The 23,123-nt window shown below is 60.5% G+C and carries 26 protein-coding genes and 1 tRNA gene; 11 read left to right on the top strand and 16 right to left on the bottom strand.

The features are described 5' to 3' along the window. Positions 1-59: 59 nt before the first annotated feature. Positions 60-242 carry a hypothetical protein gene (locus HY067_01020; protein ID MBI3526531.1) on the bottom strand — a complete coding sequence of 61 codons (183 nt, stop codon included), beginning with the start codon at positions 240-242 and terminating at the stop codon, positions 60-62. Between the two features lie 24 nt (positions 243-266). Next, positions 267-590, bottom strand: coding sequence for a hypothetical protein (locus tag HY067_01015; GenBank protein MBI3526530.1), 324 nt, complete (start codon positions 588-590; stop codon positions 267-269). Between the two features lie 668 nt (positions 591-1,258). Between HY067_01015 and HY067_01010 the strand changes: the two genes are divergently transcribed. Next, positions 1,259-1,338 (top strand) — tRNA-OTHER (locus HY067_01010). 261 nt (positions 1,339-1,599) lie between these two features. Here HY067_01010 and HY067_01005 read toward each other — a convergent pair. Continuing rightward, positions 1,600-1,920: a hypothetical protein gene (locus HY067_01005; protein ID MBI3526529.1), complete on the bottom strand. Its 321-nt coding sequence runs from the start codon at positions 1,918-1,920 to the stop codon at positions 1,600-1,602. Between the two features lie 18 nt (positions 1,921-1,938). Next, entirely contained in the window at positions 1,939-2,910 is a 972-nt protein-coding gene (locus HY067_01000; protein ID MBI3526528.1) for an MBL fold metallo-hydrolase, read from the bottom strand. Between the two features lie 72 nt (positions 2,911-2,982). Here HY067_01000 and HY067_00995 point away from each other — a divergent pair, with 72 nt between their 5' ends. The 4 genes from HY067_00995 (at position 2,983) to HY067_00980 (ending at position 5,641) form a co-directional block, all read left to right on the top strand. Further along, on the top strand, positions 2,983-3,933 hold the full coding sequence (locus HY067_00995; GenBank protein MBI3526527.1) for a quinoprotein relay system zinc metallohydrolase 2: 951 nt from the start codon (positions 2,983-2,985) through the stop codon (positions 3,931-3,933). Positions 3,934-4,004: 71 nt separating this feature from the next. Then, positions 4,005-4,838, top strand: coding sequence for a quinoprotein dehydrogenase-associated SoxYZ-like carrier (locus HY067_00990; GenBank protein ID MBI3526526.1), 834 nt, complete (start codon positions 4,005-4,007; stop codon positions 4,836-4,838). 118 nt (positions 4,839-4,956) lie between these two features. After that, complete coding sequence (locus HY067_00985; protein MBI3526525.1) at positions 4,957-5,280, top strand: cytochrome c; 324 nt, start codon at positions 4,957-4,959, stop codon at positions 5,278-5,280. A 28-nt stretch (positions 5,281-5,308) separates the two neighbouring features. Continuing rightward, entirely contained in the window at positions 5,309-5,641 is a 333-nt protein-coding gene (locus HY067_00980; protein ID MBI3526524.1) for a cytochrome c, read from the top strand. Positions 5,642-5,713: 72 nt separating this feature from the next. On the opposite strand, the gene HY067_00975 is transcribed toward HY067_00980, so the two are convergent. From HY067_00975 to HY067_00940, 8 genes are all read right to left on the bottom strand, one after another. Continuing rightward, positions 5,714-6,142: a DUF1841 family protein gene (locus HY067_00975; GenBank protein MBI3526523.1), complete on the bottom strand. Its 429-nt coding sequence runs from the start codon at positions 6,140-6,142 to the stop codon at positions 5,714-5,716. Further along, positions 6,120-6,776: an endonuclease III gene (gene nth / locus HY067_00970; protein ID MBI3526522.1), complete on the bottom strand. Its 657-nt coding sequence runs from the start codon at positions 6,774-6,776 to the stop codon at positions 6,120-6,122. The genes HY067_00975 and nth overlap by 23 nt, the downstream gene beginning before the upstream one ends. Positions 6,777-6,978: 202 nt before the next feature. Beyond that, the gene (gene rsxB, locus HY067_00965) at positions 6,979-7,650 is read right to left on the bottom strand and encodes an electron transport complex subunit RsxB (protein MBI3526521.1); all 672 of its coding nucleotides are present in this window, start codon (positions 7,648-7,650) and stop codon (positions 6,979-6,981) included. 252 nt (positions 7,651-7,902) lie between these two features. Beyond that, complete coding sequence (locus HY067_00960; GenBank protein MBI3526520.1) at positions 7,903-11,433, bottom strand: FAD-dependent oxidoreductase; 3,531 nt, start codon at positions 11,431-11,433, stop codon at positions 7,903-7,905. A gap of 96 nt (positions 11,434-11,529) precedes the next feature. Further along, on the bottom strand, positions 11,530-12,561 hold the full coding sequence (locus tag HY067_00955) for a quinone-dependent dihydroorotate dehydrogenase (GenBank protein ID MBI3526519.1): 1,032 nt from the start codon (positions 12,559-12,561) through the stop codon (positions 11,530-11,532). Positions 12,562-12,614: 53 nt separating this feature from the next. Beyond that, a complete protein-coding gene (locus HY067_00950) occupies positions 12,615-13,364 on the bottom strand; it encodes an arginyltransferase (GenBank protein MBI3526518.1) in 750 nt (249 codons plus the stop codon). Next, entirely contained in the window at positions 13,361-14,053 is a 693-nt protein-coding gene (locus tag HY067_00945) for a leucyl/phenylalanyl-tRNA--protein transferase (protein ID MBI3526517.1), read from the bottom strand. The genes HY067_00950 and HY067_00945 overlap by 4 nt, the downstream gene beginning before the upstream one ends. A gap of 34 nt (positions 14,054-14,087) precedes the next feature. Next, positions 14,088-14,630, bottom strand: a complete 543-nt coding sequence (locus tag HY067_00940) for a superoxide dismutase family protein (GenBank protein ID MBI3526516.1) — start codon at positions 14,628-14,630, stop codon at positions 14,088-14,090. 211 nt (positions 14,631-14,841) lie between these two features. Between HY067_00940 and HY067_00935 the strand changes: the two genes are divergently transcribed. From HY067_00935 to HY067_00920, 4 genes are read left to right on the top strand one after another with little or no spacing between them, the layout of a single operon-like run. Next, a complete protein-coding gene (locus HY067_00935; GenBank protein ID MBI3526515.1) occupies positions 14,842-15,381 on the top strand; it encodes a methyltransferase domain-containing protein in 540 nt (179 codons plus the stop codon). A 58-nt stretch (positions 15,382-15,439) separates the two neighbouring features. Next, positions 15,440-16,345: a 4-hydroxy-tetrahydrodipicolinate synthase gene (locus HY067_00930; GenBank protein ID MBI3526514.1), complete on the top strand. Its 906-nt coding sequence runs from the start codon at positions 15,440-15,442 to the stop codon at positions 16,343-16,345. Between the two features lie 50 nt (positions 16,346-16,395). Continuing rightward, on the top strand, positions 16,396-17,520 hold the full coding sequence (gene bamC, locus HY067_00925) for an outer membrane protein assembly factor BamC (protein ID MBI3526513.1): 1,125 nt from the start codon (positions 16,396-16,398) through the stop codon (positions 17,518-17,520). Between the two features lie 35 nt (positions 17,521-17,555). Next, positions 17,556-18,323 (top strand): MBL fold metallo-hydrolase, encoded by a 768-nt coding sequence (locus tag HY067_00920; protein MBI3526512.1) that lies wholly within the window; start codon positions 17,556-17,558, stop codon positions 18,321-18,323. 330 nt (positions 18,324-18,653) lie between these two features. Here HY067_00920 and HY067_00915 read toward each other — a convergent pair whose 3' ends face one another. Both HY067_00915 and HY067_00910 read right to left on the bottom strand, forming a co-directional pair. Beyond that, on the bottom strand, positions 18,654-19,145 hold the full coding sequence (locus HY067_00915; GenBank protein ID MBI3526511.1) for a hypothetical protein: 492 nt from the start codon (positions 19,143-19,145) through the stop codon (positions 18,654-18,656). A 5-nt stretch (positions 19,146-19,150) separates the two neighbouring features. After that, positions 19,151-20,290, bottom strand: coding sequence for a cupin domain-containing protein (locus HY067_00910; protein MBI3526510.1), 1,140 nt, complete (start codon positions 20,288-20,290; stop codon positions 19,151-19,153). A 95-nt stretch (positions 20,291-20,385) separates the two neighbouring features. Between HY067_00910 and HY067_00905 the strand changes: the two genes are divergently transcribed. Further along, entirely contained in the window at positions 20,386-20,856 is a 471-nt protein-coding gene (locus HY067_00905; GenBank protein MBI3526509.1) for a peroxiredoxin, read from the top strand. Positions 20,857-20,858: 2 nt separating this feature from the next. Next, complete coding sequence (locus HY067_00900; GenBank protein ID MBI3526508.1) at positions 20,859-21,338, top strand: peptidylprolyl isomerase; 480 nt, start codon at positions 20,859-20,861, stop codon at positions 21,336-21,338. 26 nt (positions 21,339-21,364) lie between these two features. Here the strand turns inward: HY067_00900 and HY067_00895 are convergent, their stop codons facing one another. Then, positions 21,365-22,177, bottom strand: coding sequence for an ABC transporter permease (locus HY067_00895; protein ID MBI3526507.1), 813 nt, complete (start codon positions 22,175-22,177; stop codon positions 21,365-21,367). Beyond that, positions 22,177-23,109: an ATP-binding cassette domain-containing protein gene (locus tag HY067_00890; protein MBI3526506.1), complete on the bottom strand. Its 933-nt coding sequence runs from the start codon at positions 23,107-23,109 to the stop codon at positions 22,177-22,179. Before HY067_00890 ends, HY067_00895 begins: the two co-directional genes overlap by 1 nt. Positions 23,110-23,123: the final 14 nt, after the last annotated feature.

Raw genomic sequence — 23,123 nt, 5'->3', positions numbered from 1 at the left:
GGGAAAACCGATCAGGCAGCAAAGCCAGAACCTTCGAAAAGTAGCAGAAATGTATCCCGTTACCAAATCCGCCAAAGGATAAGCGCGAGCAGGACGACGACTACCCATCCAATTAGCTTGACTGCCGGTATTCCATGTCTGAGATGGACCTCGGTTTCTTCGATGGCAAGTTTCATCGCATACATGGGGTGTTCCCGCTCCGCCTCGATTTTGGCGCGCAGTTCGTCCGGGTCGTCGGCCATACCCCTGTGCTTTCCCGCGGTAAGTTACGCGCCGGGTCGTGTGATGAACGGTTGGGGCGTTTCGATGTATTGTTGGGGCGGAACGGTAGTTAACGTCAGTGCGCCAGTGCCGGGAATAATCGGCCCGGCGGTGCTCGTCGATACCGCGACTATTTGCTGCCCCACGATCGGCCGCGATCCGTCGAAAATTTCGGCCGGTAAATCCTGGGGGGCGTGGCACTCAAGAGGGGTGGAACACGATTCATCTATCGCCTCTCTGCCGTGTTCAACTGCTACTGCAATCATCGCCACACCGTACAAACCGACGGCACTGCAGGCCGTGAGCGTCTTCAAGTCTTTCCGCTTCATGAGATTCGTCCTCGAATAAATTGCCAGCGAAGATGATACACCCGCCGAAATCCAGTTCTGTCAGGACGCCGGTTTGATTTGAAGGAGTTCATCAACTTTCAGCAATGGTGCGGCCCTTGCGGCAGTCGCATACGCAGCCGGAGACTATTCCATGCAATTCATCATCGCCTTCGACACGAATCACGATAGCAACGGTAGACACAACAAGATGATTCCCAGGCGGTCGTTCGAAAAAATATTGCTGTGAAAACAGCTTTTTTTATTTTTCTTCTTGCGTGCCTCATCGACTTTCGAATAATGGAGCTACGCCCCGCAAACGGTAGATAGGCGGGGGCGCGGTGTATCTGAAAGTGGACAAGAGCGACTTCGGTAAACAGAATTAACCGCGTCCTGGATGCTAGGGTAATCGCCGGTATGTGCAGGGGAATTATTTCCGTTGCTGCCGCGTTTCGTCACATCGCGCACTAAAAAAAGTACGATCGGCCATTATGATTTTCAAATATCATATTTTCTTGACAAGGTTGGTGAGGCTACTAGAATTAGTCGGGTAGAAAGGGCAAATGCACTAGCTGTAGTAGCCCCGCACAGCATCAGTCCATTCCCCGAGACAGAGCAAGAAAAAACCCGCGTTTGTGCGCGGGTTTGAAAGATAGGGTGTGCAAGCGCCCCCCGGGATAGCTCAGTAGGATAGAGCGTCGGCATTACCTCGCGCCGAAGGTCATCAGTTCGAGTCTGGTTCCCGGGCCCAACATCAAGGTCTGAATCTCAATTGAGTTCAGACCTTTTTTCTTTTTACGTCACACATCGTGCATGTGTGTTGTGTATGAAAGTACACAATATCTTGTGCCCAAGTCAACAAGTTTATCTTGTGCCCAAGTCAACAAGTTTTGCAATTAAAGACCATAAGAAACATGTGCATATCTAAAGTCTCAGACGCTGTGGATAACCGTCGGAGAACCTTTAGTTATCAAGACACTTTCCTCATATTTCCCGCACTGAATCAGACGGTTTATTTCCCCAAAGCCTTGCCAATCGCCGCAAAGGCATCGTTGCCGGCGTTGGCCATCTGAATCATGCCGCCGTACAGCGTGTCGATGAGTTGCCGCTCTTCGTCCGCAGTAATTGCCGTGTTCTGGTCGATCAGGCGAACAAGGCTGGCCGATTCCCCAAGTGCGGTTTTGATGCCCTGAAGGCGTGCCATGTTCGCCGTGGCTTCGTTCAGCTTTACATGGTCGATGGTCTGGTCGGGCTTGAGTCCGAGTTCCCGCTGCAGTCCGAGGGAATGGTACGTGGTGCTGCCGCTTGCAGATGCGGGGTCTTCGTTCAGCATCGCGACCGCGCCCAATCCTCATCGTTGCGGCAATGCTGTGGAACGCGGATCGGCGCCGAGGTCCTGCAGCTCAAGTTGCAGATAGCGATGCAATGCATTCTGCCGGTGCGTGGTCGCGTACATCGACCAGTCGCGGTAAGCCGGCAGGATCGCTTTTTCCACCGCTTCCATCAGGCTGGAGCTTTCGGCGTAAAGGGTTTTGACGGTCTGGTCGAGCGCATCCAGATAAGCGGCAGTCTGGGTTATCGCCCCCGGATCCGATACCGGACCGAAGCCGGGAACGATGCGCGCAGGCCAAAATCCAGCGAGTTCGCGCAGTGCACGCTGCCAGCCTTCGAAGTCGCTGTCACGGATATCGGGGATGCGGCCAATGGAAACCATCCCGCCCGCGAACAGCACGCCGCTGTCCGGGTCGAGCACGGCCAGATCGCCCGGCGTGCTGGCCCAGCCCAGGTAAAGCAGCTCCAATCGGCGGCCGCCCACCTCGATGGTCGTGGTGGCATCGATGTCGCGTTGTGGTGGGACCAGCCGGGTCCCTTCGAGTTCTTCGCCCAGCACCGGCTTGAGATTTTCCAGACAGCGTTCGCAACGCGCCTTCATCAACTTCGTCGTTTCCCGATGGGCGAGGATCGGGACGCCGCGTTCGGCGAACGCCGCATTGCCGAACAGGAATTCCTGCACTGCATGGGTGACGATCGCCAGTTCCACCGGCTTGTCGGTGATTTGCGCGATCGCCTCCAGCATGCGGCGGCCATGTCGATAGGAGGTGCCGGTATCGATGACGATCACGCCGGAAGGCCCGACGATGAAACCGCTGTTGCCGACGAAGCCGCGATTCGCCGCGGAGATTTCCCCGGCGTCGCCGATGAAAGCATAGACGCCATCGGCGACCTTTTCCGGATGGAGCGCCTCCCGGGCGAGCAACGTCAACGGCAGCATCGCGATGGCGGCGGCGGCAAAACGGATGGCGCGCATCAGGAACGGGAACATCGGTCATACCGTAAACGAGGCGGGCGACAAGGGCAAGGCGGGCATGTCTTTCTGCTTTAACATACCGATTCGATGCATTCCCCGATCACAACCTTCGCCGCGGTAGCCATTGCGTGCCTTGCGGCAGCGACCGCGGACTCTGCTTTCGCTGCGGACACCCGGTCAATCGCAAATTTCGACGTTACCGAAGTCGCTCCCGGCAATTACGTTCACTACGGCAGTTTCGACGAACGCTCCGCGGACAATCTCGGCGACAACGCCAACATCGGTTTTATCGTCGGCGACCAATGCGTGCTGGCGGTCGATGCCGGCGGATCCCTGCCGGTGGGTCGTGCGTTGCGGCAGGCGATTCGCCGGGTCACGCCGCTGCCGGTCTGCTATGTCGTGCTGACCCATGTGCACCCGGATCATTTCTTTGGAGCCGCGGCCTTCCTCGATGATCATGCACAGTTCATCGCGCATGAAAACTATCCTGCGCAACTGGCCGCGCGCGCCCGTTCGTACGTGAACTCGCTACAACGCGACCTCGGCACGGCTGCGGCAGGATCGGAGATCGTCGGGCCGACGCTGCTGGTCAGGGAACGGCTGGAACTCGACCTCGGCGGCAGGACGGTCGTCATGCAGGCCTGGCCTCCGGCGCATACCGACGACGACCTGACGGTATTCGACGCGCCGACCCGCACGTTGTGGTTGTCCGATCTGCTGTTCGTCGGTCACACGCCGGTGATCGACGGCACCATCACCGGTTTCCTTGCCGTCATGAAGGATTTGCGCACCATTGCGGCGGATCACTACATGCCCGGCCATGGACGCAGCGACCTGCCGTGGCCGAAGGCGCTGGACGCACAGCAACGCTACTTCACGGTGATACTGGATGAAACCCGTGCCGCCATCCGCAGTCGCAAGACCATTCAGCAGGCCACCGACGAAGTCGGGCTTTCCGAAGCAGGCAACTGGGCGGCTTTCGACCTGTTCCATCGCCGCAATGTGACGACGGCCTTCGCCGAACTGGAATGGGAATAAGGATCCGGAAAATGGGTACGCCCATTGACGCGGTATACTCTGTGAGTTGCTAGGAACAGGGGGAGACGGGAATGAAAATCTGTTTGCGCCTGGCGGCAGCCGGCCTTCTGGCCGTGCTTGCAATCGCGCCGGCTTACGCCAACGAAAAGGCCGAGCCGGATCCGGCGCAGAGCCCGTACTGGGGCCCGATCCGGCAACTCATGTTCGCCGACCGCGTCATCAATCCCGATGCGCGCGACATCATCCGCGTCTACCTGAACGTGCGTGCCGACGACGCTTCCACGGTTCCGGTGATGGTCAGGGCGCAGATCGACCAGACCGAAAAGGAATACATCAAATCGATTTACGTGATCGTGGAGCGCAATCCGTCGCCGACCGCAGGCGTCTTCCATTTCACCCCGGACAGCGGTCGCGCCCAGGTCGAGACGCGGCTGCGCTTCGAGGACTACAGCTTCGTCAGGGCGGTGGCCGAGATGAACGACGGAAGGTTGTACATGTCGCAGCGCTGGGTCAAGGCTGCGGGCGGCTGCTCTGCGCCCAACGGCAAAAAACTGTCGGAATCCCTGCTGGGCAAAATGAAGTTGCGTTTCGATGACGAGGCGATCACCTACCACAAGCCCAATCTGGTCCAGCTCATGATCCGCCACCCGAACGAATCGCCGCTCGCCGCGGATTTTGTAGAGGGCCAGGTACCCCAATTCGTGCGCAGCGTGAAGGTGACGTTTGGTGGCAAGCCGGTGTTGGATGCGGAGGTGGATTTTTCGCTGTCGGACAATCCGAACTTCCGCTTCTTCTTCACTCCCGAGGAAAAAGGGGAATTGAAGATCGAAGTGGAGGATACCCATGACCGCAAATTCAGCCATTCGATGGACATTTCCGAAGGCGTGCCGATGCCCGGCGGCTGATTCGCGACGCCCGGGCGCCAACGTTGACCGGCCAGGCCGCTTCGGATAGAGTTGCGCGGTTTTTTAGTCGCGATTGACTGTCCCGAACCGGGGAAGTTCACCAAGGAAGTTCCAAGCCATGAATATCCGCACTTTCACGATCGCCTGTCTTGCTTCCGTCCTGTCGATACTATCCGCTCCGCTGCACGCGGAAGGGGATGCCGCGGCAGGCAAGAACAAGACGGCCATGTGCGCCGGATGCCACGGCATCGCCGGGTTTCGCACCGCCTATCCGGAGACTTACCATGTACCCAAGCTCGGTGGACAGAATGCGGGCTACATCGTGAACGCATTGAAGGCCTACAAGGCCGGCGACCGCCAGCATCCGACCATGAGGGCGATTGCCGCCAGCCTGTCCGAGCAGGATATGGCCGACCTGGCTGCGTACTATTCGGGCAAGTAAGCCCGTTCGAGATTTGAAAAGGGAAGATATGAACAAGTTGTGGATCGCGATGATTGCCGTGGCCGGGTTGGTCGTGGCCGGCAACGCTGTCGCCGGAGGAGATGCGGCGAAGGGCAAGGAAAAAGCTGCCGTCTGTAGCGCCTGTCATGGCGCCGATGGCAACACACCGCTGTCCCCCGAATATCCGAGACTGGCTGGCCAACCGAATGACTATCTGGAAAAGGCGTTGCGCGACTACAAGTCCGGCAAGCGCAAGAATCCGCTGATGGGTCCACAAGCACAGAACCTGTCCAAACAGGATATGAAGGATCTGGCGACGTATTTCGCCGGTCTGAGCGGCCATCTCAAGGTCAAATACTGAGCTTTCGGTTGCCTCGATTTTGAAAAAAAGGAGCCACCGGCTCCTTTTTTTATGCGCGTCGATGCGCGATTGCTATCCGAGTCCGCAACGGATGCATTCGAGATAGGCGGCTTCATCCGGCGCGGCGCGGTCACGCTGCGCGCGCCACACCATTTCACCGAGACACTCCAGCAGCACGTGCAGGGCATCGTGTTCGGATGCGGCGCGGTTGGCCAGTTCACGATACGCGGCATTGATGCCGCGCGGCTGGTCGATCGACAACTGCTCCGCGATTGCGAGGTGCAGTGACAGATGCAGAAAGGGATTGATCGCGCCGCTCTCCGGGGAAAAGTCCCGATCCAGGTTGCGCTGCGCCTCGTCGAGCAAAGTATGGTGCTCGGGGTGCAGCAGGATGATCTCCACAGCGGTGCGTTCCAGTCCTTCCAGGGGCGCCTGCGAGCGATACTTGCCCCAGGCCTCGAAGAAAAAACGGCGAGCGTCAGCGCGCGACGGATTGAACATCGCCTTTGGTCTTGGACTTGAACTCGCAGAGGTCACGGATCAAGCAGGCCGGACATTCCGGCCGCCGTGCCTTGCAGACGTAGCGCCCGTGCAGGATCAGCCAATGGTGTGCATCGCGTCGAAATTCCTCGGGCACGAATTTCAGCAGGCGATTCTCCACCTCGACGACGTTCTTGCCCGGCGCGATGCCGGTGCGATTGGCGACGCGGAAGATATGGGTATCTACCGCGATCGTCGGCTGGCCGAAAGCGGTATTCAAGACGACGTTCGCGGTCTTTCTGCCGACGCCCGGCAGGCTTTCGAGGTCCTCGCGATTCGACGGCACGTCGCCACCGAACTTTCTCACCAGGAGGGCGCAAGTCGCGATGACGTTCTTTGCCTTCGTGCGATACAGTCCGATGCGCTGGATGTAAGGCGTTAGTCCGGATTCGCCGAGCGCGAGGATTTTTTGCGGGGTGCTGGCCAGTGGAAACAGCTGCGCGGTGGCCAGGTTGACGCTCTTGTCGGTTGCTTGCGCCGACAGGATGACCGAGATCAGCAGCTCGAACGGCGTCTGATAGATGAGTTCGGTGGTCGGCGCTGGATTGGCCTCTCGCAGCCTGCGGAAGATTTCTGTTCTTTTCGTCGAGTTCATCTCAAAATCCGCAACTTAACCGCCAAGACGCCAAGAGCGCCAAGAAAAACTTGATAACAAAAATCACAAGGTGCGTGGAGAAGACACTCACGCGATTGAAGTTGTGGTTTGCCGCTCAACGTGTCCCAATGCTGGTTCAGTTTGAGTATTCGGCCTTCTTGGCGTTCTTTGCGCCTTGGCGGCAAAATATCTCGCCTTAGGTTTACCCGGCGCGGCGCGCGCGGGCGCGCTCGATCGCGGCTTGCACGGCGGCCTTCTTACGATCGGGATCGTGACTGCCCGGCGGCGGCTCCAGGTGCAAGCGCTTGTCGAGCGCTTTCTCTGACAGCCGCTGATCGCGCTCCTCGATCGCGCGCGCGAGGCGAAACTCATGAAAACCGAATCGCTCCCTCGCGTTCGCTGCCATGTCCTCGACCGATTGTGCCGCCAGCAACACGGCATGACGATTGCCGCGTTGCGCCAGCGTATCCAGATCGATCATATCGATGCAATCCACTGGACAGGGCGGAAGACACAGTTCGCAGCCGGTACAGGACTCGGTGAGCACCGTGTGCATGCGTTTCGCGGTGCCGACAATGGCATCGACCGGGCAGGCCTCGATGCACAGCATGCAGCCGATGCAGCGCGACTCGTCGATCAATGCGGCAGCGCGTGCTGTCTCCGAGCCGTTCGACGGGTTGAGTGGTTTTTCCGGGCGGCCGAGCAGACGCGCGAGTTTGCGAATTCCCGCGGCACCACCCGGCGGGCACTGATTGATGTCGGCATCGCCGTGGGCAAGGGCCTCCGCGTACGGACGACAGCCCTGATATCCGCATTTCGTGCACTGGGTTTGCGGCAGCAGCGCGTCGATAACGTCGATGAGTTCGGGCTTCACGGCAGGATTAAACCACTACTGCAATGAACCGCAAAGGCGCGAAGGCGCAAAGAGGACGCAAAGGAAAGCAAGCTAAACGGGGATCAAGAGGTTGATCGGTTGGCCAAGGGAGGAACTGGATGCGGTTGCTTATCGGTAGCAACCAACGTGGTCAATTTTCGAACCGGCCACAAACCGCTCCCGCATACTCTTCAATTTCGCAGTCCTTTGCGTTCCCTTTGCGCCTTCGCGCCTTCGCGGTGAAGAATTGTTTTAGGTAGGCGGCCGGTGGCCGGCGTGGGTTAGGCAACGGTCGATCCATTGCGCGGTCAGCTTTTCCTGTACCGAGTTCTGCGCGAGCCGCGCGGCGAGACCGGCGAAATCAACGCGATCGAGCGGCTGATCCTGGTTGAAGCAGGAGAACACGTAAGAGCGTTCGCCGGAGACCGGATCCACCTGCGGCTGCAGGCACTGTGCGCAGATCTCCTTCATCATGCATTGCATCGGCGAGTTGATCGAGCCAATCGCAAAATGATGCGGCTTCAGGTGAGCCGCCAGTACGCCATGGCGCGCCTTGGCCACTGCCGCCATCATGCGGTCTGAACCGATCGCAATGATGCGATCCGCGGCACTGAATGCGATGGGCTGCTCGCCCAGCTTGCCGGCGGCATAAGCCGCCATTGCCTGCACGATATTGCCGACGAAGCTGCGGTCGCCGGGGCGGGCCGGTGCAAATCCGGGCGCCTCGTCGCAGCACCATATGACGACGTCGGCCGCAGCTTCGATTTCCGCGACCTTGTAGCGGTCGATGATTTTCTTGTAGCCGGCGAAGTACAGCACGCGCGAGCCGGCGGCGCGCAAAGCCTGCCCGATCGAAAACAGCACCGCATTGCCCAAACCACCGCCGACCAGCGTCACGGTCTCGTTCGCGAGGATCTCGGTCGGGGAACCGGTTGGGCCCATGAGGATCACGGGTTCGCCGGGCTTGAGCAATGCGCACAGATCCGAAGACCCGCCCATTTCCAGCACGATCGTGGAGACCAGTCCCTTGTCCCGGTCCACCCAGGCGCCGGTCAGCGCCAGGCCTTCCATCGCCAGCCGTGTACCGTCCGCTGTCTTGGCCAGCGATTCGAAGTTCTGCAGCCGGTAGAACTGTCCGGGCCGGAATTTCCTGGCGGCCTGCGGCGCCCGCACCACGACTTCGACGATGGTTGGGGTAAGGCGGATGACTTCATGCACGGTGGCGCGCAGTTCGTCGTTGAGCCGGGCAAAGAAGTCGGCATCGTTACCTGGATAGGCGGGTTGTGTTTTGGCGAGCACGCGGCTCACCGACGGATAACCCTGCTTGGCACCGCCCATGGCCTTGACCACGTTGCCGAAGAAAGAAGGATGCAGGTCGCCGAAGAAGCTGACGAAGCGCCCATCCGGGCGACGGGATAGCAACACTTGTGGCGTAGCCGGCTTGGCGCTTTTCTCCGGCTTGATCTGATCGCCGTTTTCGTCGCAAGCCTGAAAATAGCGGCCGTCGAGATGAAAGTTGTGCGCGTCCTCGCGTGCCAGCACCGTGTTGGGCTGCGTGCCGGCGGCAACCAGCACGGCCCGCGCCGGCAACGTAGTGGTGATGGTCTCGGTGGTGCAGTCCGCTCGTGTCGTCTTGCTCGTGACGGTCAGGCCGCTGGCATAACCGAACTCGTCCACTTCAACAGCGGCGGGAGTCAGGTTCTCGGCAAAGCGGACGCCTTCTTCCAGCGCTTTTTCGATTTCCTCGTGGTTGAGAGTGTACGAAGGACTGTCGATCAGGCGCTTGCGATAGGCGATGGTGACTCCGCCCCAGGACTGCAGCAGTTCGAGGAGATGCGGTTCCCGACCTTCCTCGGCCGCCTTGGCGCGCTCAGCACGCAGCAACCGCGCGTGGATCAGCCACTCTTCGGCGATGTTCCTCTCGGACGCATTCCACGAGGCGCGCACTTTGTCTTTGCCGCCCTCCGCGCACAGTGTTTCGTAGCGGCGGAGGAATTTTTCGACCTGCAACGGGTAATAGGCCAGCGACTCGGTGGCGGTGTCGACGGCGGTCAGGCCGCCGCCGATTACGACGACGGGCAGCCGCAGTTGCATGTTGGCGATCGAATCGTTCTTCGCCGCGCCGGTCAGTTGCAGCGCCATCAGGAAATCGGATGCGGTGCGCACACCGGGCGCCAGGCCGTTGGGAATGTCGAGCACGGTCGGACGGCCGGCGCCGGCGGCCAGCACGACATGATCGAAGCCAAGGGAAAAAGCGTCGTCGACCTCCAGCGTGCCGCCGAAGCGCACGCCGCCGAACAAGGCGAACTCCTCACGGCGCTGCAACAGCAGGCGGATCAGCTTGAGGAAATTCTTGTCCCAGCGCACCGTGATGCCGTACTCGGCGACGCCGCCAAAGCCGGCCATGATGCGGTCGTCAAGGGATTCGTACAGAGACTCGACGTCGTGGATGGGCTCGAAGGCCACGCGTGTCCCAAAGGCATCGATTCCGGAGAACTGGGCCGGCAGCGGTTCGATTTTCAGTCCATCCACGCCCACCACGGTGTGGCCGTCGTTCATCAGGTAATGGGCGACGGTGAACCCCGCGGGACCCAGTCCGGCGATCAATACGCGACGGCCGCTCGCCGCACGCGGGAACGGCCGCTTCAGGTCGAGTGGATTCCAGCGCGTGAGCAACGAGTAGATCTCGAAGCCCCAAGGCAGCTCCAGCACATCCTTGAGCGTGCGCGTCTCGGCCTGCGGGATGTTGACCGGTTCCTGCTTCTGGTAGATGCAGGATTTCATGCAGTCATTGCAGATGCGATGGCCTGTCGCCGCGACCATCGGATTGTCCAGCGCGATCATCGCCAACGCGCCGACGGCCACGCCTTCGGTCTTGAGTTTCTGGAATTCGGAGATGCGTTCTTCCAACGGGCAACCGGCAAGCGGCACGCCGAACACGGTTTTTTTGAATGCCGGCCTGGCCTCCGCGGACGAGGGCTTCTCCTTCAATCCGTGCGAGCAGGAATCCTTTTCCTGCTCATGGCACCAGATGCAGTAGTTGGTCTCGTTCAGGGCGCCGACCAGGTCGGTGCCGGAATCCGTGAGCGCGAAGCCTTGGCGCCGGCGGATGTGGGAGAGCGTGTGGACGGTAACGCCGTTCTCGTTGTGCGTTTCCGCCGGCACCAGGCGCTGGAAGTCGAGCTTCTTCGGCATCTTGAAGAGCACGCCCGCATGATGCTTGTGCTGTCCCTCGTGCGTATGCACCGCCCAGGCTGCATAGCGCAACGCAGCATCGAGCTTGTCCGCGTTGGCGGATTCATCTTTCAACCAGGCGGTAACGTGACGCGCAAACACCAGTTCGCTGAAGTCGGCGTCGAACCACGCAGCGAGCTGCGCTTCGAGTCGGGTACCGTCGAAACCGGCAGCAGCCTCAGCCTTGTAAGTGTTGACGGCCTTGCGTTGCACGAACAGCCGCTTGCAGGAATACAGCGGCGCAAGTTCGAAATGACGTGCCGACAGTGCGCCTGCTTCGTCTTCGATGCCGAACAGGCGCGCGATGAAATCATCGAGATGGCCGGCTACCGCGATCAGAAATTCCGATTCCTGCTTTGGCGGCAGCGGTGGGTGATTTCCGCGCAAGGACTCCAGGCGTTCACGTAGCGCCGGCTCCGCCTGACCCAGGAAATCCACAAAGGCCGCGTCCACCCGCAACAGGCCTTCCCGGCGATAGAAATCCTCGAATCGCAGGGCGAATTGGAGCCTCAATTGCGGCGTGCTGGGCAGGTCGACACTGATATTCATGCAGCAGGTTTCATGGGAAAGGCTTAAATAAAGCCGCGAATTATAACGCCGCAGGCTGGAGATCTTATGCGAGCTGGCACTAAGGAAATAACGGACTCAGCTATTTTCGCCGTTTCGCGCAAGCGCTTGGGCGACTTTTCCGACCAGCGCGGGCCCTTCGTAAACCAGGCCGCTGTAGAGCTGGACCAGGCTTGCGCCGGCAGCGAGTTTTTCGCGTGCGTCCGCCCCCGACAGGATGCCGCCGGCGGCGATGATCGGAACCCGCCCGGCAAGGGCGGCGGCAAGCTGTCGGACGATTTCCGTGGAGCGCACGGTCAGCGGTGCTCCGCTCAGCCCGCCGGCCTGGTCTGCATCCGGCAGTCCGCCGACGCTTTCGCGTGAGATCGTGGTGTTGGTCGCGATCACCGCGTCGATGCCATGCTCGATGAACAGCGCAGCCATGCCGGCAATATCGGCTTGCGTCAGATCGGGCGCGATCTTGACGGCGAGTGGAACGCGTTTGCCGTATCGGTCGGCGAGTTTGCGGCGTTCTCTGGTCAACGCGCCCAGCAAACTATCGAGTTCTCCGGACTGCTGCAGTTGGCGCAGATTTTCAGTATTGGGCGATGAAATGTTGACTGTTATGTAGCTCGCCGCCGTATAGACCTTGCGCATGCAATACAGGTAGTCCTCCGCGGCGCGTTCGAGCGGAGTGTCGAAATTCTTGCCGATGTTGATGCCGAGTATGCCGCGATAGCGTGCGCGCGAGACATTCATCAGCAGGCGTTCGACGCCGTCGTTGTTGAAGCCCATGCGGTTGATGATCGCGCGTGCCTGCGCGATGCGGAACATGCGCGGCGTCGGATTGCCGGGCTGTGGCCGCGGCGTGACCGTGCCGATCTCGATGAAGCCGAAGCCAAGCGCGCCGAGCGCATCGATGTGTTCGCCATTCTTGTCCAGACCGGCGGCGAGTCCCACCGGGTTGGGAAATTGCAGGCCCATGACGTTGCGTGGGGAGGAAGGTGACCGGCCGGCGATCAGGCCGGTCAATCCGAAGCGGTGGGCGATGTCGAGTGCGCGCATTGTGCTGCGGTGCGCGCGTTCCGGGTCGAGCTGAAACAGGAATGGCCGGGCGAGGCTATAAAGCATGGATCAGGGGCGCGCGCGAAGGCACGCCCTGGCGGCGAACGCGGTGCGGAACGTCAAACCGCCTCGGGAGGCGAAGCGTCGCGGGGCAACCGCCGCCACTGGCCGTCGATCAATCCTTCCAACGGCTGGAAGTTGATCTTGTAGGCCATCTTGCGGCTCTGCGCGATCCAGTAACCGAGATAGAGATAGGGCAGTCCAAGCTGCCGGCACAGGCCGACCTGCCAGACGACGTTGAAGGTGCCGAGGCTGGCGCCGGCGACCTCCGGCTCGAAAAACGTATAGACGGACGACAGGCCGTCTTCCAGGCGGTCGACGATGCTGACCATGCGCAGCCTGCCTTCCTCGCGGAACTCGACCAGGCTCGAGCGCACGTTGCTCTGCAGGAGGAAGTGACGGTATTGCTCGCGGCTGTCGTGATCCATGCCGCCGCCGCTGTGGCGGTGCGATTGGTAACGCAGGTACAACGCGTAGTGCTCGGGATGGTATTTGAGTTCGAGCATGCGCGCCTCCAGCCGGTCGTGGCGCGCGTGAGCGCGGCGCTGCGAACGGCTGGCGACGAAGTCCTCGGCGACAATTCGCACCGGCACACAGGCGCGGCAATGATCGCAGTAGGGGCGATAGGTGAAGGCGCCGCTACGGCGAAATCCGACTTTGACGAGCTCGCTGTAGACCTGGCTGTCGATGGCGTGGCTGGGCGTAGCGACCTGGGAGCGCGCCAGCTTGTCGGGCAGGTAGCTGCACGGGTAGGGCGCAGTCGCATAGAACTGCAATACCGAGAAGGGCAGGTCGTTGAGCTGTGTCATCGCAGTGGCGCCAACCGCCACGGTGCCGGGACCGGTGGATAGTGTATCAATTCCCGCAGCCGGCGCGTGAAATCGGCGCGCGGTATTTCACGCGCCCCGAAAGACGCCAGGTGGGCCGTGTTCATCTGGCAATCGACCAATCCGAAGCTCCAGCGTTCGAGCTGGCGCACCAGCGTGACCAGCGCGACCTTGGAAGCGTCGGTGGCGCGCATGAACATGGATTCGCCGAAGAACGCGCGACCCAGCGCGATGCCGTACAGGCCGCCGACCAGTTCTCCGTCCAGCCATGTTTCCACGCTGTGCGCGATGCCAGACTGGTGCAATTCGCAGTAAGCCTCGACCATCGGCGCGGTGATCCACGTGCCGGCCTGATCACGCCGCGGCACGCGGCAGCGCTGGATGACATCGCGAAAAGCCGTATCGGCGCGTACTTCGAAGCTGGAATTGCGCAGGGTCTTGGCCAGCGATCGGGAGACTTTCAACTCCGCGGGGAAGAGGACCATTCTCGGATCGGGACTCCACCAGAGTATCGGCTGGTCCTCGTTGAACCACGGAAAGATGCCATTGCCGTAGGCTTCGATCAGCCGCGCCACCGACAGGTCGCCGCCCGCCGCAAGCAATCCGTTGGGGTCCGTCGTCGCTTGCTCGACCGGCGGGAAACGGCTGTCCGGACCGAGCCAGGGGATCAACGGTCGATCGATCGCCGGCAGGCACTGACGAAGTTCAGAAGAACTTATCCGGATTCTTGCTGATCAGCCCACAGGCCACGCGGGCCCCGGAGTTGCCGGTCGGCTGGGTCTTGAAGTCGTCCGCGCCGGCATGCACGATCACGGCGCGGCCGGTGATGCTGTTGGGGTCGGTGCCCAGCGAAATGCCGCTGACTTGGATCGACATCTGCGCATACCCGTTCGCGTCGGCCTTCAGATTGCCCAGATCGCCGCCATGACGTGTTGCCCCGGCGGGGCCGCCGTGCTGGGAGGAGGACGGATTGAAATGGCCGCCGGCGCTTGAGGCGTCAGCCGCGCTGCAATTGCCCTTCTCATGGATGTGAATGCCGTTGGACCCATTGGGCTTGAGGCCGTTTACCTTGGCTTCAACCAGTACCACGTCGCCCTTCTGGGTAAAGTTGACGGTGCCGCTGACCGAATTGCCCTTGGTCGGGGCGAGGACCGCAGTGGCGGACTGTTTCTTGCTGAAGATGTTGTTGCCGCCGCTGCAAGCTGCCAGCAGCACACAGCCACAGATCAAAATCCAGACGGATTTCATTGCATTCTCCCGAGCGTTGCATTGGCCTGGTGCGCCGAAAACAGTGCGTTTTTTAGCACTCGCTTCCCGAGGTGTCAAATCACTCCCATGCGGCGGGGTTGCCAATCCCGCGGAACACACGCGGCGCGCTGCCGTAAAATCCGTAGTCAACCCGCTTTACGAGACGACGCTGCAGGATAATTTGCGGGACAAACAGGTCACTTTCACATCGATGCACATTCAAGCCTACGACCTCGACCGGCCTTCGGAGTGGGTTGCTCGCTGGGCGCGCACGATCGTGCCGGATGGCGAGGTTCTGGATCTCGCTTGCGGCAGCGGCCGTCATACCCGCTTTCTGGCTTCGCTGGGATTCCGGGTTTGCTCCGTCGACCGCGATCCGCAGGCGCTCGGCACTCTGACCGATATTACGGGCGTCACGGTTCGGCAAGTCGACCTGGAAAACGGTCCCTGGCCGTTGGCGGACCTGCAGTTCGATGGCGTGATCGTTACCAACTATCTGCACCGGCCGCTATTCCCCCGCATTCTCGATGCCCTTGCGCCGACGGGCTTGCTCGTTTATGAAACCTTCGCCGCGGGTAACGAACGCTTCGGCAAGCCGTCGAATCCGGACTTTCTGCTGCGGCCGGGTGAACTGCTTGATGTCGTCCGTGGGCGCTTGCACGTAGTCGCATACGAAGATCTCGAAGTTGCGATGCCAAAGCCGGCGAGAATTCAGCGCATCTGTGCGTCCGGCCTATCCCGCGAAGTGTGATGCTCCGGCGGCAGGAGGAATCGGTTAAAATCCGGCTTTCTTGTTGAGGAAAGCCGCCATGCTCAAGGGCAGCCTCGTTGCCATCGTCACACCCATGTTCGAGGACGGCAGTCTGGATCTGCAACGACTGCGCGCTCTGATCGACTTCCATATCCGCGAAGGCACCAAGGGCATCGTAATCGTCGGTACCACCGGCGAATCGCCGACTGTGGATTTCGAAGAACATTGCCTGCTGATCCGCACCGCAGTCGAACATGCAGCCGGGCGCGTGCCCGTCATCGCCGGCACCGGCGCAAATTCCACCCGCGAGGCGATCGAGTTGTCCGCTTACGCCAAGCAGGCCGGGGCCGACATGAGCCTGTCGGTCGTACCGTATTACAACAAGCCGACCCAGGAAGGGCTGTACCGCCATTTCCGCGCAATTGCAGAGGCCGTGGACTTGCCGCAGATCCTGTACAACGTTCCGGGTCGCACGGTTGCCGACATGCAGAACGATACGGCGTTGCGGCTCGCGCAAGTCCCCAACATCGCCGGACTCAAGGATGCCACGGGCAACATGGAGCGGGGTGCAGAGTTGTTGCGCCGCGCGCCGAGGAATTTCGCTGTCTACAGCGGCGACGATGGAACCGGGCTGGCACTGCTGATGCTTGGCGCCCATGGGGTGATTTCGGTGACCGCCAACGTCGCGCCGCGGCTGATGCAGGAACTGTGTGCCGCGGTTTTTGCCGGAGATTTTGCCAAGGCAAGATCGCACAACAACAAGCTGCTCGGGCTGCATCGCCATCTCTTCGTCGAAGCCAACCCGATCCCGGTAAAGTGGGTGCTGCAACAGATGGGTCAGATGGAAGGGGGCATTCGGCTGCCTCTGACGTCGCTTTCGTCTTCCTTCCACGATTTGCTGCGCGGCGCGATGGAGCAGGCCGACATCAGGGCCGCCGTTGCGATGCCCGCGATGGCAAAGTGAACCCGTTGCGGCCGCGGTGGTCGTAGTCCTGAATTGAAAGATTCCCACGCATGAATTCATCGCAATCTCTCGCCGCCATGACGGTGGTGCTCGCTCTTGCGGGCTGCTCGGGCAGCCTGATCGAAGGCAAGAAAATCGATTACAAATCGGCGGGCAACGTCAAACCGCTCGATGTTCCCGCAGACCTGTCAGCGCCGCCTACCAGCGATCGCTACAACGTCCCGGAATCGAGTGCGGGATCGGCAACGGCTTCGGAATATACCGAAGGCCAGGGCACCCGCGCAGCGGCCGGCCCCGCACCGGTGCTGCCGCCGCAGGAAAAGGTCCGCGTCGAGCGCGCCGGCAGCCAGCGCTGGCTGGTGGTGGATGCCGAGCCGGACGCATTGTGGCCGGTGATCAAGGAATTCTGGCAGGACAGCGGTTTTCTGATCGACACCGAATCGCAGCAGACCGGGATCATGGAAACCGACTGGGCCGAGAACCGCGCCAAGATTCCAGACAGCGTGATACGCAAGCTGATCGGCAAGGTACTGGACAGCGCTTATTCCTATCCCGAGCGCGACAGGTTCCGCACGCGACTGGAACATGGTCAGAAACCCGGTGCGACGGAAATTTACATCAGCCACCGTGGCATGGCGCAGATCAATATCTCCAAGGACCGCTACACCGAGAAAACCGTCTGGCAGGCCCGGCCGGTCGATCCGGACCTCGAGGCGGAAATGCTCTCCCGTCTGGCGTTGCGCCTAGGAGCGCGGGATGAACAGATCGCGGCTCAGGTGAAAGCACCGGAACAACCGAAGGCAACCATCTCAAAAAATGGCGAGCTTCCCGAAGCGCTGCTGCTGGTGGACAGCTTCGATCGTGCCTGGCGACGCGTCGGTCTTGCGCTGGATCGCGTCGGCTTCACCGTCGAGGATCGCGACCGGTCCAAGGGGTTGTATTACGTGCGTTATGTCGATGTCGACGCGTCAGACAAGGGGAAGTCGGAGGGTTTCTGGTCCAAGATGGCGTTCTGGCGCGGCGACAGCGGACCGAAGAAGGACGAACAATACCGGATCAGCGTGGCCGGGTCGACGCAGGGTAGCGAGGTCAAGGTGCTCGATGCGCAAGGGTCGAAATCGAGTTCACCCACGGCCGGGCGAATTCTTGCACTGCTGCAGCAGGAACTGAAGTAACGATCGAATTGATGCCGACCATGCCGGGATCCTGAATGCGGTTTGCCTCTCTAGGCAGTGGCAGTCAGGGCAATTCGCTTGTGGTCGAGGCCGGCGCAACCCGGTTGCTGCTCGATTGCGGATTTGGCCTTGCCGATACCGTCAACCGCCTCGGTCGACTCGGGCTTGCCCCCGCAGATATCTCCGGCATCATCGTGACCCATGAGCACGATGATCACATCGGCGGCGTAGCCCGTCTCGCTCGCCGTCACAGCATTCCGGTATGGCTTACGCCGGGAACGCTCACTGGTTTCGAAGCTTTGTTCGCTGAAGTAGCCGAAGTGAGGATGGTTCATAACTACGAAGCCTTCACTGTCGGCGACTTGCATGTACAACCCTTTCCGGTGCCGCACGATGCGCGCGAACCCGCCCAGTACGTATTCGGCGACGGTGCGCGCCGGCTGGGCGTACTCACCGACGTCGGTTGTTCCACCCGGCATATCGAGGCCGTGCTGAGCGGTTGCGATGCGCTGGTTCTGGAATGCAATCACGATGTCGAGATGCTGCGAATGAGCAGCTATCCGCAAAGATTGCGCGAGCGCATCGCAGGCCGTTTCGGCCACCTCGACAACGGCGCGGCCGCCGAGCTTCTGAGGCGCCTCGAAAACGGCAGACTCAAGCATCTGGTTGCGGCGCACCTCAGCCAGGAAAACAATCGTCCCGATCTGGCGCGCGCCGCGCTGGCGGCAGTGATGAATTGCGAACCGGAATGGATCGCGATCGCCGATCAGGACGATGGGCTCGCCTGGCGGCAAATCGTCTGATCGCCAATACTAGTCTGGAAATAAAAAAAGCCGGTCGAAGACCGGCTTTTTGTGCTTGCTGCGGGACTAATTCTTTTGTTCGGGTTTCTTGTCCGCGGGTTTCTGCTCCGGTTTTGCGGAGACAGCGGGAGCGGCGGTCGAGGCAGCACCTGTTGCAGGTGCGCCAGCGGCCGGAGCGGCGGCATCGGCCGGCTTGGCCGCATCGGCGGCGGGTGCGGGAGTTGTTGCAGCCGGGGCAGGTGCTTGTTCTTTCTTGCCGCAAGCGGTCAGTGCGACAGCGAGGAGGGCAGAAACGAGAAGCGTGCGATTCATTTGGATCAAAGCATGCGCTCAAAGGCCCAGCGTCGTGGCGGATACAGCCGGCGAGGAGGCTTCCCATATTTCCGCGAAACGTTCGATGAAGGTATGCGTGCCGATCGGGTCTTCCAGGGCGAGCAGCCCTCTCATCTCGTCGAAGTGGAAGCGATGCACGAAGCAGCGGTCATCGACGATGACGAAAGGATCGTAGACCGACTTGGCCGTCGGATGGGTCTCGTGAATGCTGATCAAGTGTCCGTAAGTGCGCAGCAGATGCAATATACGCGGACAGTTGCGATCCATGGTCCGGGTATCGTGCAGCACGATCTGCAGGCTGTTGCGCCGGCTTGCGAGCAGAAAGTGCCTCAGCAGTTCGAGGCGGCGGGAGGAGTTGTACTCGTTTCCCAGCGTGTGATCGAAAATGCGGATTCTGCCAGAGGCTTTCTGCAGGATCGTGTCGATTGCCGCTTCGTATTCGGCATTGCCGAAGATCGGCGAGTGTTGCGGGTTTGGCTCGTCTGCCATCGGAGTCAGTCTGCGGGGCCTGATTTGGACAAACAAATATAACCGGCGCGATACCAGCGGTAAAGCATATCGGTGACCGGGCCTTTCAATGGAATCCGGTGCCCCGGTAACCGGCGCGCATCGGCAAGCCGGCGCATCGGCGTTGCCAGAACCTTGTTCATTTTGTATTGCTCGCCGTTGATGAAAAGATTCGCCTTCCCGTAGAGCATCAGGGATGCAAGAGCCAGTTCCGCGCCATCACGGCGCAAGGCGCGTGAAAAGGCGATTGCCGAAAGCGGTTTGCGCGGCGGCGCGAACAGGACGTGCGGCTTGGGTTCGGTCAGATAGCTGCCAAGAAAATTAGCTACGTCGCGTCGCGTCCAGCTAATGTCGCCCAGAATGCGCTCGACTTTCCCGATCATGCCTGCGCCCAGCCGCGCCGGGTGCGTCTGCACGGATAAATCCGGGTCGTTGTAGCGACCGACGCCGTCCAGCCTCTCTTCCAGGAAGATCAGGAACTGGGACATGAGTTCGCGATGCGAAGGTGCACGGAAGCCGATCGAGTACGTATGACAGGTATCCACTGCAACGCCGTCGTGGGCAAACTCCGGCGGCAGATAGAGCATGTCGCCCGCAGACAACAGGCATTGTCCATCGGGTGAAAAGCGCTTGAGGATTTTCAGCGGCGCATCTTCCACCAGCGCCAGATCATGCGGACGGCTCACCTGCCACCGCCGCTGGCCCGGACCTTGCAACAAGAACACGTCGTAGGAATCGAAGTGCGCACCCACGCCGCCCCCTGTCGGGGCGTAACTGACCATCAGATCATCGAGCCGGCTATACGGGATGAAGTCGAAATGCGACAACAGTTGTCGGGCCGCAGGCAGCCTCTGATCGAGGCCCTGCAACAGCAACGTCCAGTTGCGCCGCGGCAGCCTGGAAAACCTCTTGCGGTCGAAGGGGCCATGTTCGACCACCCAGCGGTCGGCGTGGCTTACGACCAGCCGCGATTCGCAATCGTCGCGACAGGCCAATTCGACCATGTCGCCGAAATCGAGTACGCCGTTAAAACCGGGAATCGCGCCGCGCACGAGCAGCGGTTGCTTTTGCCAGTGGCGCCGCAGGAATGTCGTGGCGGAGAGGCCGCCGAGAAGTTGTTTGTCCACGTTCGTCATTTTATCGCCGCGAGTCAGCGCGAAGGCGCGATATTCGCGCTTTTGAAATCGGTTAGAATCCACCCTGAACGTGATCGGAGTTGTTCATGCTGAAAGTAGGTCAATCCGCGCCCACCTTCGAGCTGCCCGATGGCGATATGAATGTAGTGAGTCTGAGTGGCTATCGCGGCGTCAACAATGTAGTGCTGTATTTTTATCCGAAAGATGACACGCCGGGCTGCACGCTGGAAGCCATCGATTTCAGCGATCTCCAGGATGAATTTCTCGATCTCGACACTGTAGTGCTGGGCGTGAGCATGGACGATTGCATGAGCCACGGCGCCTTCCGTGACAAGCACGGCCTTGCAGTGCAGCTGCTGGCGGATGCGGAAGGCGAGGTCTGCGAGCAGTATGGCGTGCTACAGGAAAAGGAAGTGGACGGGAAGGTAAAGAAGCGTTGCATCGTACGCTCGACTTTCGTCATCGACAAGAACGGCGCGGTGCGGCATATTCTTTATCGAGTCAGTGCGCGCGGACATGCGTCAGATGTTTTAAACCTGGTCAAGGAGTTGAAGTGAGCATGCAGATCGGCAAGGATACGGTTGTGTCTCTGAACTATGAGTTGTCGGATGCCAGTGGCAAGGTGATCGAAAAAACCAAGGCACCCATCACCTATCTCCATGGCGCGTATGACGGCATCTTTCCATTAGTCGAAAGCGCGCTCCAGGGCAAAAGTGTCGGCGATAACTGCAAGGTGACGCTTGAGCCGGACGACGCCTTCGGGGAATACGAAGCGAACATGGTGCGCACCGAGCCGAAAAATCTGTTTCCGGAAAACATTTCGGTCGGCATGCAATTCGAAGGCGCGATCGAGGGCTCCAACGATTACACCCTTTACACGGTGACGGAAATCGCGGATGACATGGTCGTCGTCGATGGCAACCATCCGCTGGCCGGACAGACGCTGGTGTTTTCCGGCACCGTGACCGAAGTGCGTGCCGCCACTCGCGAAGAACTCCATCATGGCCACGTGCACGGTCCGGAAGGACATCACCATTGATCGCCACGCCGGCGGCGTTTCTTGTTTCAACCGTCGCGTTTCCCGGTGAGGATGTGGATCATCGGCTCGTAGGCACTCTCGCGGGAGAATCGCCAGCTTGCAACAACCAATGCGGCTGCAGTAAATCCGGCCAGCACTGCGATGTTGGTCGATATCGCAAAATCCGCTCCCATTCCGGAAGGAAGCACGCCGAGCACGGCATGCTTGAGCAGGTCCACCCCGTAGGTGTAGGGATTGAGCAGGGCCACAATCTTGAGCGCAGTGGGCAGGTGGCTTACCGGATACAAGGACCCGGAGAGGAAAAACACCGGGAAGATGACGAAATTCATGATGGCCGCGAAATTATCCAGCGTGCGCGTGAACGCAGCCACCAGCATGCCGATGCCTGCACAAGCTGCCGAGGTCGCCAGCAGTCCTAACGCCAGCGGGCCGAAGCGGATTTGCGAATCCAGATAACCCAGCGCGGCGAGCAAAATCAACAGCAACAATGCCTGCAGAATGGCGGCGAGCGCGGCCGCCAGCATCTTGGCGACGACGATCCAATAGTGAGGGAAGGGCGCCACGATCAGCATGCGCATCACGCCGGATTCCTTATCGTATATCATCGTCAGCGCCGCGAGCATGGCACCGAACAGCATCGTCATCCCCAAAACCCCCGGCACGAGGAATTGCTGGTAGCTGACGCCACCGGACTGTTGCAGTACCGTACCGAAACCCGCACCGATCACGAACAGCCAGATCAATGGGCGCACCATCGCGGATACCAGCCGGGTGCGCTGGCGGAACATGCGCACCACCTCGCGCTCGAGCACCGCATAGACCGGCCGCCAGTGCGCCATCACGCCTTCCCTTCCGCGACCCACAGGAATACGTCGTTGAGATTCGGCTGCCGCCAGCGCAACGCGCGGACCTGAATGCCGGGTTCGGATTGCAGGCCGGCCAGGCGTGTGACGTCGTCGTCCGCGTAACGGAAACAGGCGACATCGCCATCGCGCAGGCAGGTCCCGAACGCCGGCGCGAGCCGTTGCGCGAGCGTTTCGACATCGGGGCTTTCGATTTCGACGATGTACCGTCCGAGGCTTGCAACCATCTGGGCCGGGGATCCGCTTCTCACGAGTTTGCCGCTTTTGAGGAAAGCGACCCGGTCGCAACTGTCGGCTTCCTCAAGGTAGTGGGTGGTGAGCAGGACGGTCATCCCGGTCTGTGCACGCAGATTTTCGATGAAACGCCATATCTTGCGGCGGTTCGGCAGATCGAGTCCGATGGTCGGCTCGTCGAGGAAGAGAATTTTCGGATGGTGAATGACACCGCGCACGATATCCAGCGCGCGGCGCATGCCGCCCGACAGCGATCCGACCGGCCGGTTGCGTTTGTCCGCCAGCCCGAACAGTTCGAGGAGTTCCGCGGCGCGTTCTTCGATGACCTTGGAAGGCAGGTTGTAGAGCAGACCGGCGAAGCGCAGGTTTTCCGCGATGGACAAAGTGCGGTCGAGCGCTGATTCCTGGAACACGAGGCCGATCGAAGCACGAGTTGCCACGGCATCGCTTACAACATCGTTCCCGAATACGGTTGCGTTGCCACCGGTTGGGCGAATAAGTGTGGCAAGCATGTGGATCGTGGAAGTCTTGCCGGAGCCGTTCGGCCCGAGCAGCCCGAAGAATTGCCCTGCCGGGATTTCGAGATCGAGGCCGTTGACGGCGAGTACATCGCCGTAACGCTTGACGAGGCCGCTGGCATTTACGGCCAACAGGGTAGGTGGCGCCGGGTTCATGGCGCGAGAGTGTG

It is taken from the genome of Betaproteobacteria bacterium, assembly GCA_016194905.1.
GTDB lineage: Bacteria > Pseudomonadota > Gammaproteobacteria > Burkholderiales > JACQAP01 > JACQAP01.
This window is presented reverse-complemented; position numbering and strand designations above follow the sequence as displayed.

Bases quoted from the DNA above. Each gene is read 5' to 3' on its own strand.
- HY067_00930 (MBI3526514.1), top strand. From the start codon at position 15,440: ATGCTCAAGGGCAGCCTCGTTGCCATCGTCACACCCATGTTCGAGGAC.
- HY067_00940 (MBI3526516.1), bottom strand. From the start codon at position 14,630: ATGAAATCCGTCTGGATTTTGATCTGTGGCTGTGTGCTGCTGGCAGCT.
- HY067_00905 (MBI3526509.1), top strand. From the start codon at position 20,386: ATGCTGAAAGTAGGTCAATCCGCGCCCACCTTCGAGCTGCCCGATGGC.
- HY067_00895 (MBI3526507.1), bottom strand. From the start codon at position 22,177: ATGGCGCACTGGCGGCCGGTCTATGCGGTGCTCGAGCGCGAGGTGGTG.
- HY067_00990 (MBI3526526.1), top strand. From the start codon at position 4,005: ATGAAAATCTGTTTGCGCCTGGCGGCAGCCGGCCTTCTGGCCGTGCTT.
- HY067_00935 (MBI3526515.1), top strand. From the start codon at position 14,842: ATGCACATTCAAGCCTACGACCTCGACCGGCCTTCGGAGTGGGTTGCT.
- HY067_01000 (MBI3526528.1), bottom strand. From the start codon at position 2,910: ATGTTCCCGTTCCTGATGCGCGCCATCCGTTTTGCCGCCGCCGCCATC.
- HY067_00995 (MBI3526527.1), top strand. From the start codon at position 2,983: ATGCATTCCCCGATCACAACCTTCGCCGCGGTAGCCATTGCGTGCCTT.
- HY067_01005 (MBI3526529.1), bottom strand. From the start codon at position 1,920: ATGCTGAACGAAGACCCCGCATCTGCAAGCGGCAGCACCACGTACCAT.
- nth (MBI3526522.1), bottom strand. From the start codon at position 6,776: ATGAACTCGACGAAAAGAACAGAAATCTTCCGCAGGCTGCGAGAGGCC.
- HY067_00950 (MBI3526518.1), bottom strand. From the start codon at position 13,364: ATGACACAGCTCAACGACCTGCCCTTCTCGGTATTGCAGTTCTATGCG.
- HY067_00980 (MBI3526524.1), top strand. From the start codon at position 5,309: ATGAACAAGTTGTGGATCGCGATGATTGCCGTGGCCGGGTTGGTCGTG.
- HY067_00955 (MBI3526519.1), bottom strand. From the start codon at position 12,561: ATGCTTTATAGCCTCGCCCGGCCATTCCTGTTTCAGCTCGACCCGGAA.
- HY067_01020 (MBI3526531.1), bottom strand. From the start codon at position 242: ATGGCCGACGACCCGGACGAACTGCGCGCCAAAATCGAGGCGGAGCGG.
- HY067_00960 (MBI3526520.1), bottom strand. From the start codon at position 11,433: ATGAATATCAGTGTCGACCTGCCCAGCACGCCGCAATTGAGGCTCCAA.
- HY067_00975 (MBI3526523.1), bottom strand. From the start codon at position 6,142: ATGTTCAATCCGTCGCGCGCTGACGCTCGCCGTTTTTTCTTCGAGGCC.
- HY067_00915 (MBI3526511.1), bottom strand. From the start codon at position 19,145: ATGGCAGACGAGCCAAACCCGCAACACTCGCCGATCTTCGGCAATGCC.
- HY067_01015 (MBI3526530.1), bottom strand. From the start codon at position 590: ATGAAGCGGAAAGACTTGAAGACGCTCACGGCCTGCAGTGCCGTCGGT.
- HY067_00985 (MBI3526525.1), top strand. From the start codon at position 4,957: ATGAATATCCGCACTTTCACGATCGCCTGTCTTGCTTCCGTCCTGTCG.
- HY067_00890 (MBI3526506.1), bottom strand. From the start codon at position 23,109: ATGAACCCGGCGCCACCTACCCTGTTGGCCGTAAATGCCAGCGGCCTC.
- HY067_00920 (MBI3526512.1), top strand. From the start codon at position 17,556: ATGCGGTTTGCCTCTCTAGGCAGTGGCAGTCAGGGCAATTCGCTTGTG.
- bamC (MBI3526513.1), top strand. From the start codon at position 16,396: ATGAATTCATCGCAATCTCTCGCCGCCATGACGGTGGTGCTCGCTCTT.
- HY067_00900 (MBI3526508.1), top strand. From the start codon at position 20,859: ATGCAGATCGGCAAGGATACGGTTGTGTCTCTGAACTATGAGTTGTCG.